Source organism: Rossellomorea sp. KS-H15a, assembly GCF_024195245.1.
GTDB lineage: Bacteria > Bacillota > Bacilli > Bacillales > Bacillaceae_B > Rossellomorea > Rossellomorea vietnamensis.
Genome location: NZ_CP096886.1, coordinates 3,512,202 through 3,528,872, shown reverse-complemented (window position 1 = coordinate 3,528,872; position 16,671 = coordinate 3,512,202). Strand labels below are relative to the sequence as shown.

Genomic DNA, 16,671 nt, shown 5'->3' with positions numbered 1-16,671 from the left:
CTCTTCACACACTTTCATTAAGATTGAAACAACCCCCTCACTTTTGTATAATGAGTAAGGCTGAGGGGTGAACGTATGTTAAACTCAAAAACACGTTGGATATTGACAGAAACAGATGAACATAAAATAGCAGAATTGGCAAATGAACTAAAAGTACCTTCGCTTGTAGCGAAATTATTGATAAATCGTGATTTGGATGATGTAGAAGAAGCCCGGAATTTTTTATTTGATTCTGGCGATTCATTTCACGATCCATTTTTATTTGAAGATATGAAAAAAGCAACGGAACGGATCCATAAGGCCATCCAAGACGGAGAGAGAATCCTAGTCTACGGTGACTATGATGCTGACGGTGTCAGCTCAACGTCTGTTATGATGACGGTCCTGAGAGATCTTGGCGCTGAAGTGGAATTTTATATCCCAAACCGTTTCAGCGAAGGATACGGTCCGAATGAAGGGGCGTTCCGCTGGGCGAAGGATGAGGAGTTCTCACTCATCATCACGGTCGATACAGGGATCTCTGCCGTGAACGAAGCTAAACTCGCGAAAGATCTCGGGATGGATCTGATCATTACAGACCATCATGAACCTGGACCCGAATTACCGGAAACCTACGCTCTACTCCATCCGAAAGTGGGAGAAGCAGCCTACCCGTTCGGTGAACTTGCCGGGGTAGGAGTGGCATTTAAATTGGCCCATGCCTTGTACGGTGAATTGCCTACCCATCTACTGGATCTTGCTGCGATTGGAACCATTGCGGATCTCGTTCCCTTGAGAGGGGAGAACCGACTTCTGGCTAAACGGGGTCTTGCAGAGCTCCGGGGTTCAAACCGACTGGGGATCAAAGCTTTATGCAAAATCGCCAATGCGAAGCAGCATGAAATTACCGAAGAGACAGTCGGCTTCATGATCGCTCCACGGATCAATGCCGTCGGTCGTTTAGGTGATGCCGATCCTGCCGTTGACCTCATGCTTACAGAAGACGAAGAAGAGGCCAAGGCACTGGCAGAGGAAATTGACGGCTTGAATAAAGAAAGACAGGCGATCGTCGCCCAGATGACCGAGGAAGCCGTTGAGATGGTGGAGCGGGACTTCCCGCTTAAGGATAACCATGTACTCGTCATCGGAAAAGAAGGCTGGAATCCAGGAGTTGTCGGGATTGTGGCTTCCCGCCTTGTCGACAAATTTTACCGGCCGACCATCGTGCTGAGCTACGACTCTGAAAAAGGGACGGCGAAAGGGTCTGCGAGAAGCATCGTTGGTTTTGATCTATTTAAAAATCTATCAACCTGCCGGGATATCCTTCCCCACTTCGGAGGACATCCGATGGCTGCCGGAATGACGCTGCAATTAGACGATGTATCTCACTTGAGAAGCCGGTTGAATGAACTGGCCGGCACGGAACTGACATCCGAAGACTTCATCCCTGTCACACAACTCGATGCTCCTGTGACTGTGGACGAAATCACTGTTGAGTCGATTGAAAAGCTTCAGCTTTTGGCGCCTTTTGGAATGAAAAATCCAAAGCCTAAGTGGATCATCGATCATGTGAGCATCGAGCACTATAAAAAAATCGGCTCTGCACAAAATCACCTGAAGCTCGTTTTAGGGGACGAGGGTATTCAATTGGATGGTGTAGGCTTCGGGCTTGGTGAATTGGCTGACCACATGACACCTTTTTCCAATGCGTCCGTCATTGGTGAACTATCCATAAATGAGTGGAACAACCGCAAGAAGCCCCAGGTGTTTTTACATGATGTGAAAATCGATCATTGGCAATTATTCGATGTGCGGGGAATCAAGCAGGTCCATAAATGGAACGGACTCATCCCAGAAGAAAATAAGAAGTTGATTTGTTTTCATCCATCCACGTTGGACAAACTGAACCTGCCGAAAGATGAAGTCATCCTCCTGGAGGGAAGCTCGACTCTTGATGGGTTATCAACGGAGAAAGCGAGCCTTGTGCTCTTGGATCTGCCGAATTCCAAGCCTTTACTTGAAGAGCTTTTGAAGAAGGGGCGTCCTCACCGGATCTATGCTCATTTCTTCCAGGAAGAAGATCATTTCTTCAGTACGATGCCGACCCGGGACCACTTCAAATGGTACTACGGCTTTTTAACCAAACGTGGATCGTTCGATATCAAAAAGCATGGCGATGATCTCGCAAAATACAAAGGCTGGTCAAAAGAAACAATCGATTTCATGTCACAGGTGTTTTTTGATTTGAAGTTTGTTACAATAGACAATGGATTTATTTCTCTTAATCCTGCGAAAACCAAGAAAGATCTTTCTGAATCTCGAACATATCAGAAGAAACAACAACAATACGAGCTTGAAAACGAATTGTTATATTCTTCCTATCAAGAGTTGAAGACTTGGTTTAATGAAAGGATAGAAGAGTCTGTTACAATTGAGGAGGAAGTAGAAGCATGGACTTAAAACAATATGTTACAATCGTTGAGAATTGGCCAAAAGAAGGGATTAAGTTTAAAGACATCACGACCCTTATGGATAATGGTGATGCTTATAGATATGCTACAGACCAAATCGTCGAATATGCAAAAGAAAAGCAGATCGACCTGGTTGTAGGACCGGAAGCCCGTGGATTCATCATCGGATGCCCAGTCGCTTATGCACTTGGAGTAGGCTTTGCACCTGTCCGCAAACCTGGTAAATTGCCACGTGAAACGATCCAGAAGGAATACGGCCTTGAGTACGGTAAAGATGCTTTGACCATCCATAAAGATGCCATCAAGCCCGGCCAGCGTGTCCTGATCACGGACGATTTACTGGCAACAGGTGGAACGATCGAAGCAACGATCAAGCTTGTGGAAGAACTGGGTGGAATCGTTGCAGGGACTGCGTTCTTAATTGAACTTACGTACCTTGACGGCCGCGACAAACTTGAGAACTACGATATTATGACATTGATGCAATACTAATTACCTTTATCAATTCTGATAAACATATGAAATGTGTGATATACTGAAATAAGGGACTGACAACTGGTTAACGTGTCAGCCCTTATTTTTTTAATTTCAAGAAGAATAGAATCGACATTTATCGACAAAAACAGTTGGATTCTGAGAATTTTCTGCGAAACACTTTACAGAAGCTGTTTTTTTTTTGATAATAGTAACAATCATTAAAATCGAACAATCGTGAACTATATTAAAATACAAAGGTGATTTTGATCATGGCTAAAGATCAAGTACTAACCCCGGAACAGGTTATTGATAAAACAAGAGCATACTTAAACGATGAGCATGTTGAAATGGTCCAGAAGGCATACGAGTATGCAAGGGATGCCCACAGTGAGCAGTACCGGAAGTCTGGTGAACCCTACATCATCCATCCCATCCAGGTGGCAGGGATACTGGCGGACCTGGAGATGGATCCGGCAACCGTTGCTGCAGGGTTTCTTCATGATGTAGTGGAGGATACAGGCATTTCCCTCGGTGAAATTGAAGAGGCGTTCAATGCCGAAGTGGCCATGCTCGTTGATGGGGTCACGAAGCTAGGGAAGATTAAATACAAATCCCATGAAGAGCAGCAAGCTGAAAATCACCGGAAAATGTTCGTGGCGATGGCTCAGGATATCCGGGTCATCCTGATTAAATTGGCAGACCGCCTCCACAATATGAGAACCCTGAAACATTTACCACAGGAGAAGCAGCGGAGAATAGCAAATGAGACACTTGAAATCTTCGCTCCTTTGGCCCATCGGTTGGGGATTTCAAAGATCAAGTGGGAATTGGAAGATACGTCGCTCCGGTATTTAAATCCTCAACAATATTATCGTATCGTCAATTTGATGAAGAAGAAGCGTGCGGAGCGTGAACAGTATCTAGAGGAAGTCGTCAATGAAGTGAAAGATAAGCTCGGCGATGTGAAAATCGTGGCTGAAATTTCCGGACGCCCTAAGCATATTTACAGCATCTATCGTAAGATGGCCCTGCAGAACAAGCAATTCAATGAAATTTACGACCTCCTGGCTGTACGGGTGGTCGTAGACAGCATCAAGGATTGCTATGCTGTACTCGGAATCGTTCACACATGCTGGAAACCGATGCCCGGAAGGTTCAAGGATTATATTGCCATGCCGAAACCGAATATGTACCAGTCCCTTCATACGACGGTCATCGGTCCTAAAGGCGATCCCCTGGAGGTTCAGATCAGGACGCTTGAGATGCACCAGATCGCTGAATACGGGGTAGCGGCACACTGGGCATATAAAGAAGGGAAAGAAGCGAATGAACCTGTTTCATTCGAGAAGAAGCTTTCCTGGTTCAGGGAGATACTCGAGTTCCAGAATGAATCGGCCAATGCTGAAGAATTCATGGAATCTCTTAAAATCGACCTGTTTTCCGATATGGTCTTTGTATTCACACCTAAAGGAGACGTATTGGAATTGCCATCAGGATCCGTCCCCATCGATTTTTCTTACCGGATCCACTCGGAAATCGGTAATAAAACGATCGGCGCCAAGGTCAATGGGAAGATGGTCACGCTCGATTACAAGCTGAAAACAGGGGATATCATCGAGATCCTTACGTCCAAACATTCGTATGGCCCGAGTCAGGATTGGCTGAAGCTTGCCCAGACGTCCCAGGCGAAGAATAAAATCAAGCAGTTCTTCAAGAAACAGCGCAGGGAAGAAAATATTGAAAAGGGCCGTGAGCTGGTCGAAAAAGAAATCAAGAATCAGGATTTCGATGTGAAGGAAATCCTGAATCCAGAAAACATCAAGCGTGTGTCGGAGAAATTCAATTTCTCCAATGAAGATGATATGTATGCAGCCGTGGGGTATAACGGGATCACAGCGGCTCAAATCGCCAACCGGCTGACGGAAAAACACCGGAAGAAGCGGGAACAGGAAGATAACCTGGAAGAAACGATGAAAGAATTGAATGCTCAACCCGTCAAGCGAAAAAAAGATGCGGGTGTACAGGTTGAGGGCATCGACAATCTCCTTATCCGCCTGTCCCGCTGCTGCAGTCCGGTTCCCGGGGATGAAATCGTCGGCTTCATTACAAAGGGCCGCGGCGTTTCAGTGCATCGTGCGGATTGTACGAATGTCATGGCGGATGAAGTGGAACAGCGCCTCATTCCCGTATCATGGGAAAGTGACGGAAATGACCGTAAAGAATACAATGTCGATATTGAAATCTCCGGATATGATCGCAGAGGGCTCCTCAATGAAGTGCTTCAGGCGGTGAATGAAACGAAGACGAATATATCGGCTGTAAGCGGGAAATCGGACCGGAACAAAGTGGCCACCATCAATATGTCCATTTCGATTCAAAACATTTCCCATTTGCACAAAGTGGTAGAGAGAATCAAACAGATTTCAGATATATATGCCGTAAGAAGAATCATGAACTAAAGGAGATTTCTTTATGAGGGTAGTACTGCAGAGAAGTAAAGAAGCCTCCGTCACGGTCGATGGAGAAGTAAAGGGAGAAATCCGATCAGGCGCTGTATTGCTTGTGGGGATCACCCATGAAGATACACAGGAAGATGCCCGTTATGCGGCAGACAAAGTTGTCAATCTTCGCATTTTTGAAGATGAAGAGGGAAAGATGAATCATTCACTCCTTGATGTCGGGGGAGAGATCCTGTCCATATCCCAATTCACCCTGTATGGCGATGTGCGTAAGGGAAGAAGGCCGAATTTCATGAATGCAGCCAAACCAGACCATGCAGAAGTGATCTATGACTATTTCAATGAGATCCTTGAGGAAAAAGGAGTGAGGGTGGCAACAGGCGTATTCGGTGCAATGATGGATGTAAATCTGACGAATGATGGTCCTGTTACACTCTTGATCGAGAGTAAAACCTGATAAAAAGGCTGATTCCACTACCGGAATCAGCCTTTTTATTTATAATGGACATCACTCTGAGAAATAATCACTTAAACCATGGTAGATGGCCGTCGCGGCCAAATCTTGAAAATACTGAGTATTAACATTGGCTTCTTCTGATGGATTACTGAGGAATCCTAATTCCAACAGGACGGCTGGCCGGTTGTTTTCACGGATGACATGATAATCCCCGATGCGGACACCCCGGTCTGATGTGGGTAATCGATCCGAGAGACTACCGTGGATCTCTTCTGCCAGCTCTTTTTGCTGGTCCTGATAGTAGTAAGTCGTATGACCCGCAATGGAAGAATCCATAATGCTGTCAAAGTGTATGCTGACAAAGGCGTCTGCCTGATTATAATGGGATAATGATACCCTCGATGGCAACGATAAATATTCATCGGTTTTTCTTGTTAATTTGACCTTTGCGCCTGCGCTTTTCAACTTCTCGGCAAGGAGTTCGCCTGTCTTCATGGTAAGAAGCTTCTCAAGTGTACCACTTGCTCCCGTCGTACCACTGTCCCTTCCTCCGTGTCCGGGGTCGATCACGATCACTTTATCTTCGAGACCACCGCTTCTCTTGCGGTCTGGCGTCGTGTTTTCACCTGATGCAGAGCGGACCGAAACGACCCAGCCGGCCACAAACCCGGCACTGCCATCGGCTAATTCCACCTCATACCAGTCTCCATCCTTACTCTTTACCCCGTAAGATTCTCCACTTGAAGCCCGTTTGACTACACTTGCCTGGGTGTTTGCTTCACTGCGGATATTCGTGCCATTATAAAGAATCGTGATGTTTTCATTTGAACTGTTGCTTTCATGGGCTGCGGCTGTCACCGTTTTCTGAACATACCACCCGGCAACCCATCCTTTATCCCCATTCGGGAGCTTGATTTGATACCAATTATTTTTCTCTTTTAACAATGTGAATTTCTCACCCTTGGATACTTTACCGACGACTCGGCCATTCAAGGAAGTTTCATCACGGACGTTGAGACCGTGTACCGAAATGATCCCGATCATCTCTCCATCGGAGGGTGATTCCTCTTCAGATGGGCTTGTTTCAGCTTCATCAGAACCGGTAGAGAACTCTACGTATGAATCACTGATCCATGCAACCTCGTCGCCGAACCGGATCTCATACCAACCGGAAACACTCCCGGTGACCTCTATTTCATCCCCCGTATTCAATACGCCAAGGACGGAGCTCTGCAGGGATGGTGATGTTCGGACATTCAAGGCGTCATCTGTGATGATCCCTTTTTGGTTCACCTTTTTTTTCCCTTGGGCGGCTTTTGATCCCGTTATGTAATCACGGTGGACCCATCCCCTGGTGCTTCCTGATTCAATGTTCAGCCAGTCTCCATCTTCTTTCATAACGGACACCGTATCTCCATTTTGCAATACCGTCACAACGTCGTCTGAAGTGCTGGGGCCCTTTCTGACGCGGAGACCGTCTGTGTTCACCTGGCCATCTCGAGGAGACGAATCATCGGAAACAGACTTATCCACTGTCACTAGCCAATCGGCCACCCAGCCGTCCCCGCTGTTTGTCTCGACTTTATACCAATCCTGTTGCGTGTCTACTATTTTGTACTCTTCCCCCCTATGTACCGTTGCCAATACGGGGAAGCTCAATCCCGGTCCTGTCCGGACATTAAGGGTCGAGACGCTGATCGTGACCTTTCCGGTTTCAGCCTGTACCTGATCCATGAAGGGCTGCATCGGGAACATCAGGAACACAATCAACATCGCTGCGATTACTTTCTTAATCTTCGTCACCTCCTGTAAGAAATACAAACACCCATAGTAATATCGGATTTTCCTGCTCAAGTGTTGAACCCCATCTGTCAAATTTTTTTAGAAGAAGGGGGGTTCCGGAAGAAATCCTTATGGTTTTAATACGATAAAAAAAATAAAATCCCTCTAAAACGAAAGAAAAATAGGTAATTGGAAATGATAAGGGTAGGAATGTTTTTGAAAGGATGAGTGTACGTGAGGTCGAGTGAAAAAGGATTCATGAGCGCAAATGGGGATAACCAGTTATTTGGAGTGGATTTCCATCAGTTTTTAGAACGTGAAAAAGATGCGTTGAACGTGGAACTTGCTTCCGAATTCGGATTGTCATTACGGGAAGTGAAATTGTTAAAAAAGAAAATGGAGAGATCCTGACGAAATTTTCTTTAACCTCTTGACATGTACCTGCGCCAACCGTATCATTATACAAATAAAATAACATTTACAAAAACCGTTGATCGAGCATAGTAGCTAACCCCCGCGTGTAAAGAGAGGAAATGCCTTGGCTGAGAGCATTTCTACAATGTGACTTAGTGAATGAACACTCAGGAGGTTTCTCTCTGAAAACGATCGTTAGTAGGAGATGAACGTACCAGGCGTTAACTGGCTAAGTGGAGGTCTTTCATAGACTTCAATTAGGGTGGCACCACGGGAATAACAGCTCTCGTCCCTTGTATGATATACAAGGGACTGAGGGCTTTTTTTATGTACATAAAGATCAACCGTGCACGATAAAAGGAGGAAATCATCTTGTCCATTCAGATTCCAAGAGGTACACAGGACATCCTGCCTGGTGAAGTGGAAAAATGGCAGTATGTAGAGGAAGTGGCAAAGACCCTTTGTCACAACTATCAGTATAAAGAAATCCGCACCCCGATTTTCGAGGCGAGTGAACTGTTCACCCGTGGAGTGGGGGATACGACGGATATCGTCCAGAAAGAAATGTATATGTTCGAAGACAGGGGAGGCAGAAGCCTGGCGCTCAGACCTGAAGGGACCGCTTCTGTTGTCCGCTCCTTTGTAGGGAATAAAATGTTCGGGCACCCGAATCAGCCGACGAAGCTTTTCTACTCGGGTCCAATGTTCCGTTATGAGAGACCTCAAGCCGGACGGTACCGTCAATTTGTCCAATTTGGCGTCGAAGCCCTTGGAAGTGAAGACCCTGCCATTGATGCAGAAGTAATTTCCCTTGCAATGGGAATCTACAAGAAACTGGGGCTGACTCAATTAAAGCTTGTCATTAATAGTCTCGGTGATGCCGGCAGCAGGAATGCACACAGAGAGGCATTGATTAATCACTTTAAACCGCGGATCGATGAATTCTGTGGCGATTGCCAGAATCGCCTGGAGAAAAATCCGCTCAGAATCCTTGATTGTAAGAAAGACCGCGACCATGAGTTGATGTCTACAGCACCATCGATTCTTGACTACTTAAATGACGAATCGAAGCAGTATTTTGAAAAGGTCCAGACTCACCTTTCAGACATGGACGTGGAATTCACAGTTGATCCAACCCTTGTACGGGGGCTTGATTACTATAACCATACAGCCTTTGAAATCATGAGTGATGCAGAAGGCTTCGGGGCCATTACGACTCTTTGTGGCGGTGGACGCTACAACGGACTGGTTGAAATGATCGGTGGTCCTGAGACTCCTGGAATCGGATTTGCCTTCAGTATCGAAAGGCTGCTCTCGGCCCTGGAAGCAGAAGGGGTCGAACTCCCGATCGAACAGGGAGTCGAGTGCTTCATCGTATCATTGGGTGATGACGCGAAAGATCATGCTGTCAAGCTTCTTCACAACCTTAGAGCTGCAGGGATTTCTTCAGAGAAAGATTATCTGGATCGCAAGGTGAAAGGCCAATTCAAAGCGGCTGACCGTTATGAAGCAAAATATGTGGCTGTCATCGGTGATAATGAATTACAAGAAAATAAAATCAATCTGAAAGACATGGCTACCGGTGAACAGGAAGAAGTGAGCCTGGATCAGTTTGTCGACAATGTAAAGAGCAAGCTCGGTAAATAGAACGCATTGATTTTTATTAGGAGGAGAACATGATGACGAAAAGAACCGCATACTGTGGAGACATAACAGAAACATACATCGGTGAGAAAATCACGATCAAAGGCTGGGTGCAAAAGAGAAGGGACCTGGGAGGCTTGATTTTCATAGACCTACGTGACAGAGAGGGAATCGTACAGGTCGTGTTCAACCCGGATTTATCGGAAAATGCCCTTTCCCTTGCAGAGAAAATCCGTAATGAATATGTCCTGAGTGTAACGGGTACGGTCGTGGCAAGGGGAGAAGGAACGGTGAACCCGAATCTGAAAACCGGAAAAGTGGAAATCCACGCTGAAGAGGTTCAAATCATCAATGAAGCGAAAACCCCACCGTTCATGATTGATGACCAGATGGAAGTGTCGGAAGATGTCCGCCTGAAATATCGTTACGTAGACCTTCGTCGACCAGCGATGATGGAAACCTTCAAGATGCGTCATAATGTAACGACATCCTTCCGTAATTTCTTGAACGATAACGGATTCCTGGATGTGGAAACGCCGATCTTAACAAAGAGTACGCCTGAAGGGGCACGTGATTATCTCGTTCCGAGCCGGGTTCATAAAGGGGAATTCTATGCCCTGCCACAGTCACCACAAATCTTTAAGCAGCTGTTGATGGTTTCCGGATTCGACCGTTATTATCAAATCGCCCGTTGCTTCCGTGATGAAGATCTTCGTGCTGACCGTCAACCTGAATTCACGCAGATCGATATGGAAATGAGCTTCATGGATAAAGAACAAATCATTTCTCTTGTTGAAGATATGATGAAGAAACTGATGAATGATGTGAAAGGCATAAACGTTACATTGCCTATCCCGAGAATGACATATGATGATGCCATGAGCCGTTATGGTTCTGATAAACCTGACACACGCTTCGCTATGGAGCTGATCGATGTATCCGAAATCGTCAAGGATTCAGGCTTTAAAGTATTTGCCGGCGCTGTTGCAAACGGTGGACAAGTGAAGCTGATCAATGTGAAAGGCAGCGCATCACAGTATTCCCGTAAAGACATTGATGGCTTGACTGAGTTCGTTTCACGTTACGGAGCAAAAGGATTGGCCTGGCTGAAGGTTGAAGAGGAAGGCTTGAAAGGCCCGATCTCCAAATTCGTGAGCGAAGATGATGCTTCGGCGATTTCAACCTCTGCAAATGCGGAAGCCGGAGACTTGCTGCTATTTGTAGCAGATAAGAAATCAGTCGTAGCAGACGCTCTTGGAGCCCTTCGATTGAAATTAGGGAAGGACTTGAAGCTGATTGATGAAACGGTATTTAACTTCCTTTGGGTGACGGACTGGCCGCTCCTTGAGTTCGACGAAGGGGAGAACCGGTACTATGCAGCCCATCATCCATTCACGATGCCGGTGAAGGAAGATCTTGAACTGTTCGAAACCGACCCTGCATCTGTTCGCGCAGAAGCGTATGACCTTGTCTTGAACGGATACGAACTTGGAGGCGGATCACTCCGTATATACGAGCGTGACATTCAGGAAAAAATGTTCAAAGTGCTTGGATTCTCGAAAGAAGAAGCGGAAGAGCAATTCGGTTTCTTATTGGAAGCCTTCGAATACGGGACGCCTCCACATGGCGGAATCGCCCTTGGGCTGGACCGTTTGGTGATGCTCCTTGCAGGCCGCACGAATCTCCGTGATACGATTGCGTTCCCGAAAACGGCAAGTGCAAGCTGCGTACTGACAGACGCACCAGGTGGGGTAAGTGAAGCCCAATTGAAAGAATTATCTTTGTCACTTGATGTAGAATAATGTAAGTAAATACCGGGGGTCATTCGTTGAAATCATCCTGGTGGTATGATATTATTTAGACAATCACAAACGAGTCCTGATGTGTACGACGTTTTTACCTAACAGTTTTGACCGAACAATTCAAACTTCGGGAGCTTGATGTTTCCGCTAGGCGTTCATGCCCCGTGCCGGGGACTAACAAATAGTGGAATAAAGCACCCACCTGCCGAGAGCGGGTTCAAAACGAAGGAAATGATGGCGGCGGCACGATTGGGACTCGTCCAAACAAATCCAATAAATAATATCGAATAAAGTGAAGAGCCAGGCTTACAACAGCCTGGCTTTTTTGTTGGGACTAAATCTGCCCTTAATGGGGTAAACGAAAGAGAAGGGCAACATTTCATGTTGATTTTCGGTCTCCTATCCTTTATTCTAATTCAGTATAAACCTAGTTGAATACTTATAATGGAGTTGATTATTTTGCTACACCAGTTTTCTCGAAATGAACTAGCGATCGGTAAGGAAGGTCTCCAAACCCTTAAAAATAGTACAGTGGCCGTACTCGGAATCGGGGGAGTGGGTTCATTTGCAGCTGAGGCGTTAGCCCGTTCCGGTGTAGGTCGTTTAGTGTTAGTGGATAAAGACGATGTGGACATCACCAACGTAAATCGTCAGGTGCATGCATTGCTCTCTACTGTGGGTCAGCCAAAGGTTGATTTGATGAGGGACCGCATTATGGACATCAATCCAGACTGTGAAGTCATCGCTTTAAAAATGTTCTATACGGAAGAAACCTATGAGGAATTCTTTGCTCAGGGACTCGATTATGTCATTGATGCCTCTGATACGATTTCCTACAAAATCCATTTAATGAAAGAATGCCTGAAGCGTGATATTCCATTGATCGCGAGCATGGGAGCGGCGAATAAAACCGATCCGACCCGCTTCAAAATTGCTGATATCAGCAAAACGCATACAGACCCAATTGCCAAAGTGATCCGTACCCGCCTGAAAAAAGAAGGAATCAAAAAAGGTGTGACGGTGGTTTTCTCTGATGAGAGCCCTATCGTCATCCGTGAAGAGATCAGGAAGGAAGTAGGAAAAGATGATGCGAAGATCCGTAAAGCACAGCTTCCTCCGTCATCCAACGCCTTCGTTCCTTCCGTGGCCGGGCTGATTGCAGCGAGCCATGTCATGAACCAATTGCTGAAAGACATTGAAATTAAAAGGGTGAAAGATAAATAAGCGACGTTTGCGGAAACAGGACTGAATCTCATAAGGGATTCGGTCTTTTTTTATGCATAAAGAGAATTCCAATAAATGGCTAAAAAAGGATTGACGTTTCAATGTGTCATAGTGTACTATCTAACTAGAACACTAAAACACATTACGGAGGAATGCAATCATGCACGCGTATAAAGGTCTTCTCTGGAAAGATTTCAAAACCTCCAGCATTTGGTTTTATGGCTGGATCGCCATTGTTTTCCTGATTTTTATCATTGGACTGGTGATCGGTAATTTTGTCAAAGAGCCGGGGGTTTCCCAAATATTCCTCATTATGATCGGTATTTTCCACGTAGCTTTTCTTCCGGGAATCGTCTGCTCCATGTTACGGTTGGAAGGAAAAACGCAACTGTGGCTTCATAGTCCCTACAGCGGGTTGATGCTGCTTTTATCAAAACTCACCATTGCCTTTATGTACTCCACCTTGTCGCTTTTGTTAGTCGATGGATTGGGGATGCTGACCATGGCCATGTTTCAGGAAGACGCGTTATTCCCCTATTGGCCCATTAAAGAAGGCATTCTTTTCAACCTGGGTGTGACGGTCGTTGGAATCTACTTTTCCGGATGGACGATATTTTTGTGGACACTTTACCATTCTCTTTCAAAATATCCCTCCATTAAGAACATACGGTGGATCTTCATTGCGGGATTCATCATTGTGTATCAAAGTGTGGTAGCCTTCCTGACGAGCATTGAATGGGTGGAGAAGTTCTTCTTTGAAACTCTTACCGTGAAGGTGAGCACCGGATTCTTTTTCTCTGTGGGTGCTAATGAGGCGAAGGCAGGCTTCGATCCCGAGATGATTCCATTCCCGGTCATGCCATTCCTGTTTGAAGGAATGATCATGATCATCGTCTTCCTCATTTCCTGCAGGTTATTAGATCGCAAGGTTGAGGTGTAAGGCATGACAGAAGAATATACAGCCTCAAAGCCCATATACCTGCAAATAGCCGATCGCATCATTCGTGAAATCGTGAGGAAGGAATTGACCCCTGGTGACAAATTGCCTTCCGTCCGGGAAATGGCCGTTCAATCAGGAGTGAATCCGAATACCATTCAGCGGACATACAGTGAATTAGAAAGGATGGACATTGTGGAGACGAGGAGAGGGCAAGGAACATTTGTGACAGAAAAGGAAGATGTCCTGACCATACTCAATGAAAAGGTCCAGGAGGAAGTGATTGAGTCCTTCATCCGAAACATGAAAGAATTGGGACTCACAAAAGAACAAATGATCCAGGGTGTTGAAAACTATTTGAGTCGAAGAGAGGGGGAGTAGAGATGGTTGTGACATTTGATGGTGTCACCAAGAAATATGGGAAGGAAACAGCATTGAACGATACCTCCATTCAATTCCAAAAGGGGAAGATATATGGTCTGCTTGGTCCGAACGGCAGCGGGAAATCAACTACATTGAAGATGATTGCAGGGCTTGTGCTTCCAAATTCAGGAACCGTCACGATGAACGGAAAGCCGGTCTCACGGAAAATGGCTAGTGAAGTCGCCTATTTGACGGAACTTGATATGTTTTATGAAGCATTCACCGTGGATGGGATGATCCGCTTCTATGCCTCGCAGTTCCCTGACTTCGATACAGATCGAGCCAATGAACTGGTGGAGTTTATGGAACTTGATGGCGGGAAGAAAATCAAGCATTTATCCAAAGGGAACCGGGGCAGGCTGAAACTCGTCCTCGCCCTGTCGCGGAACACCGAGGTACTGCTTCTCGATGAACCATTCTCAGGGCTTGATCCCATGGTAAGGGACTCCATCGTAAAAGGCCTCCTCTCCTATATTGATTTCGGGAATCAAACAGTGGTCATTGCCACCCATGAAATCGATGAAATTGAAGCGATCCTGGATGAGGCCTATATCATCTCGGATGGAGAAATAAAAGGGCATTGCCGGGTGGAAGAACTGAGAGAAACAGAAGGCTTATCTGTCCTGCAGTGGTTGAAGAAGACAACAAAATCAGAAGGGAAGATGAACGGATGAAAACGGTTGTGCAATTACAAGGTGTTTCCAAAGTCATCAAAGGCAAGACCATCATTGATCAATTAACGTTTGACGTGTATGAAGGGGAGGTATTCGGTTTCCTTGGACCCAATGGAGCAGGGAAAACGACGACGATCCGCATGATCGTGGGATTGATGAATATCTCAAAAGGAGATGTCCTCATATCAGGAAAAAGCATCAAGAAAGACTTTGAAGGCGCCATCAAGGATGTGGGGGCCATCGTTGAAAACCCCGAGCTCTATAAGTTCATGTCCGGTTATCAGAACTTAAAGCACTTTGCCCGCATGCAAAAAGGGATTACCGATGAACGAATGAAAGAAGTCATTGAACTGGTCGGGCTGACAGACAGAATCAATGACAAGGTAAAAACGTACTCTCTTGGAATGAGACAGCGTTTGGGTCTCGCCCAGTGCCTTCTTCATAAGCCAAAGCTCCTCATCCTTGATGAACCGACAAATGGTCTCGATCCTGCGGGAATCCGCGAAATCCGGGCCTACATCAGGAAGCTTGCCGAGGAAGAGGGAATGGCGGTCATCGTTTCAAGTCACTTATTATCCGAAATGGAAATGATGTGTGACCGAATCGGGATCATCCAGTCCGGTAAGCTTGTCGATGTGCAACAAGTAAGGGACTTTGTAGAAGGATCTGAACAGGTCTATCACTTCGAAATCGAGGAAGTGGATAAAGTGAAGGCTGTCCTTAAATCATTCGATCCTGGCATCAAATTTGAAGCTCAAGGAAAACAAGTGCAAGTGGCCCTGACAAAAGAACAAGTACCTGGTGTCATCCGGGCATTTGTTGAAGCCGATGTCCAAATTTACAGCGTCATGCCTGTAGCCAAAACATTGGAAGACAGGTTCCTGGAAATTACAAATGATAAAGGAGAGGTCATGCATGCTTAGTCTTATTAGAAATGAATGGACCAAAATCTTCAAGCGGGTCGGAACGTTTGTCATGCTTGGACTGTTGATTCTCATTATTGGAGTGACTGGTGCATTCACCAAGTATAGTGATTCGAAAGCGAAAGAAATGAATAACTGGAAACAGGAACTATCAGCCCAGGTGGAATCAGATAAGCAAATGCTGGCTGAAACTCCAAATTTGAATAAATTTATTAAAAAAGACACTGAACGAAGAGTCGCAATTAACGAATACCGCATTGAGAACGATATCGAACCAAAGGTGAAAGAAACGGCTTGGACGTTCGTAGAAACGAATGCCAATATCGTCCTGGTAGTCGGATTATTTACCATCATTGTGGCAGCAGGTATCGTCGCAAGTGAATTTAGCTGGGGGACGATCAAGTTATTGCTCATCCGTCCGATTTCACGCACGAAGATCCTTCTTTCTAAATACTTTACCGTCATTTTGTACGGCATGAGTATGTTGTTATTATTATTCGTCGTATCTCTCCTTCTTGGGCTTTTACTGTTCGGAGGGACAGATCAGTCCACTCACCTGGCATTTGTCGATGGGAAAGTGGTTGAACAGAATATCGTTGGATACTTGATCAAGACGTACTTATTACAAACCGTCAATATCGTGATGATGGCTACTATGGCCTTCATGATTTCAGCTGTGTTCAGAAGCAGTTCACTGGCAATCGGAATTTCTTTATTCCTGCTATTCGTCGGGGGCAATGCAACAAGCCTGCTCGCCCTTAAATTCGACTGGGCAAAATACAGTCTGTTCGCCAATACAGACCTGACTCAGTACACAGGCTTTACACCGCCACTCGTCGACGGCATGACCATGGGCTTCTCCATCACCATGCTGATCATTTATTTCATCATCTTCCAGCTGCTTGCCTTCCTGGTATTCAACAAGAGGGACGTAGCGGCCTAGAAAAGCGGAGGCGGCTCGAACAGTCCTTTAGGGTCTAGCAGCCGGAGTGGACAAAATAATGA

The 16,671-nt window shown here is 45.7% G+C and carries 14 protein-coding genes, 1 other RNA gene and 1 other annotated feature; of the genes, 14 read left to right on the top strand and 1 reads right to left on the bottom strand.

All coding sequences use genetic code 11. The features are described 5' to 3' along the window. Positions 1-75: 75 nt before the first annotated feature. From recJ to dtd, 4 genes are all read left to right on the top strand, one after another. Entirely contained in the window at positions 76-2,439 is a 2,364-nt protein-coding gene (gene recJ, locus M1J35_RS18090) for a single-stranded-DNA-specific exonuclease RecJ (RefSeq protein WP_254651865.1), read from the top strand. Further along, complete coding sequence (locus tag M1J35_RS18085) at positions 2,430-2,942, top strand: adenine phosphoribosyltransferase (protein WP_060670793.1); 513 nt, start codon at positions 2,430-2,432, stop codon at positions 2,940-2,942. The genes recJ and M1J35_RS18085 overlap by 10 nt, the downstream gene beginning before the upstream one ends. A 254-nt stretch (positions 2,943-3,196) precedes the next feature. Next, positions 3,197-5,386, top strand: a complete 2,190-nt coding sequence (locus tag M1J35_RS18080) for a RelA/SpoT family protein (RefSeq protein ID WP_254651864.1) — start codon at positions 3,197-3,199, stop codon at positions 5,384-5,386. A 13-nt stretch (positions 5,387-5,399) separates the two neighbouring features. Next, positions 5,400-5,843: a D-aminoacyl-tRNA deacylase gene (dtd, locus tag M1J35_RS18075; protein ID WP_254651863.1), complete on the top strand. Its 444-nt coding sequence runs from the start codon at positions 5,400-5,402 to the stop codon at positions 5,841-5,843. Between the two features lie 51 nt (positions 5,844-5,894). On the opposite strand, the gene M1J35_RS18070 is transcribed toward dtd, so the two are convergent. Further along, positions 5,895-7,697: an N-acetylmuramoyl-L-alanine amidase family protein gene (locus M1J35_RS18070; RefSeq protein WP_254651862.1), complete on the bottom strand. Its 1,803-nt coding sequence runs from the start codon at positions 7,695-7,697 to the stop codon at positions 5,895-5,897. 162 nt (positions 7,698-7,859) lie between these two features. On the opposite strand from M1J35_RS18070, the gene M1J35_RS18065 reads away from it, so the two are divergent. From M1J35_RS18065 to M1J35_RS18020, 10 genes are all read left to right on the top strand, one after another. Further along, positions 7,860-8,036, top strand: coding sequence for a hypothetical protein (locus M1J35_RS18065; RefSeq protein ID WP_034757305.1), 177 nt, complete (start codon positions 7,860-7,862; stop codon positions 8,034-8,036). Positions 8,037-8,106: 70 nt separating this feature from the next. Beyond that, positions 8,107-8,336 (top strand) — a binding site (T-box leader). 75 nt (positions 8,337-8,411) lie between these two features. Next, positions 8,412-9,686, top strand: a complete 1,275-nt coding sequence (gene hisS / locus M1J35_RS18060) for a histidine--tRNA ligase (RefSeq protein ID WP_034757308.1) — start codon at positions 8,412-8,414, stop codon at positions 9,684-9,686. A gap of 32 nt (positions 9,687-9,718) precedes the next feature. After that, complete coding sequence (gene aspS, locus M1J35_RS18055) at positions 9,719-11,485, top strand: aspartate--tRNA ligase (protein WP_254653795.1); 1,767 nt, start codon at positions 9,719-9,721, stop codon at positions 11,483-11,485. 70 nt (positions 11,486-11,555) lie between these two features. Beyond that, positions 11,556-11,745, top strand: a non-coding RNA gene (gene ssrS / locus M1J35_RS18050) — 6S RNA. 199 nt (positions 11,746-11,944) lie between these two features. Then, the gene (locus tag M1J35_RS18045) at positions 11,945-12,709 is read left to right on the top strand and encodes a tRNA threonylcarbamoyladenosine dehydratase (RefSeq protein ID WP_061811271.1); all 765 of its coding nucleotides are present in this window, start codon (positions 11,945-11,947) and stop codon (positions 12,707-12,709) included. A 160-nt stretch (positions 12,710-12,869) separates the two neighbouring features. Then, positions 12,870-13,649, top strand: a complete 780-nt coding sequence (locus M1J35_RS18040) for a hypothetical protein (protein WP_254651861.1) — start codon at positions 12,870-12,872, stop codon at positions 13,647-13,649. 3 nt (positions 13,650-13,652) lie between these two features. Continuing rightward, a complete protein-coding gene (locus tag M1J35_RS18035; RefSeq protein WP_159362285.1) occupies positions 13,653-14,027 on the top strand; it encodes a GntR family transcriptional regulator in 375 nt (124 codons plus the stop codon). Between the two features lie 2 nt (positions 14,028-14,029). Then, on the top strand, positions 14,030-14,743 hold the full coding sequence (locus M1J35_RS18030; RefSeq protein WP_254651860.1) for an ABC transporter ATP-binding protein: 714 nt from the start codon (positions 14,030-14,032) through the stop codon (positions 14,741-14,743). Then, a complete protein-coding gene (locus M1J35_RS18025) occupies positions 14,740-15,666 on the top strand; it encodes an ABC transporter ATP-binding protein (protein ID WP_254653794.1) in 927 nt (308 codons plus the stop codon). The genes M1J35_RS18030 and M1J35_RS18025 overlap by 4 nt, the downstream gene beginning before the upstream one ends. Continuing rightward, on the top strand, positions 15,659-16,609 hold the full coding sequence (locus M1J35_RS18020) for an ABC transporter permease (protein ID WP_061811276.1): 951 nt from the start codon (positions 15,659-15,661) through the stop codon (positions 16,607-16,609). Before M1J35_RS18025 ends, M1J35_RS18020 begins: the two co-directional genes overlap by 8 nt. Positions 16,610-16,671 lie beyond the last annotated feature (62 nt).

Bases quoted from the DNA above. Each gene is read 5' to 3' on its own strand.
- dtd (WP_254651863.1), top strand. From the start codon at position 5,400: ATGAGGGTAGTACTGCAGAGAAGTAAAGAAGCCTCCGTCACGGTCGAT.
- M1J35_RS18020 (WP_061811276.1), top strand. From the start codon at position 15,659: ATGCTTAGTCTTATTAGAAATGAATGGACCAAAATCTTCAAGCGGGTC.
- M1J35_RS18030 (WP_254651860.1), top strand. From the start codon at position 14,030: ATGGTTGTGACATTTGATGGTGTCACCAAGAAATATGGGAAGGAAACA.
- M1J35_RS18080 (WP_254651864.1), top strand. From the start codon at position 3,197: ATGGCTAAAGATCAAGTACTAACCCCGGAACAGGTTATTGATAAAACA.
- aspS (WP_254653795.1), top strand. From the start codon at position 9,719: ATGACGAAAAGAACCGCATACTGTGGAGACATAACAGAAACATACATC.
- M1J35_RS18025 (WP_254653794.1), top strand. From the start codon at position 14,740: ATGAAAACGGTTGTGCAATTACAAGGTGTTTCCAAAGTCATCAAAGGC.
- recJ (WP_254651865.1), top strand. From the start codon at position 76: ATGTTAAACTCAAAAACACGTTGGATATTGACAGAAACAGATGAACAT.
- M1J35_RS18035 (WP_159362285.1), top strand. From the start codon at position 13,653: ATGACAGAAGAATATACAGCCTCAAAGCCCATATACCTGCAAATAGCC.
- M1J35_RS18085 (WP_060670793.1), top strand. From the start codon at position 2,430: ATGGACTTAAAACAATATGTTACAATCGTTGAGAATTGGCCAAAAGAA.
- M1J35_RS18040 (WP_254651861.1), top strand. From the start codon at position 12,870: ATGCACGCGTATAAAGGTCTTCTCTGGAAAGATTTCAAAACCTCCAGC.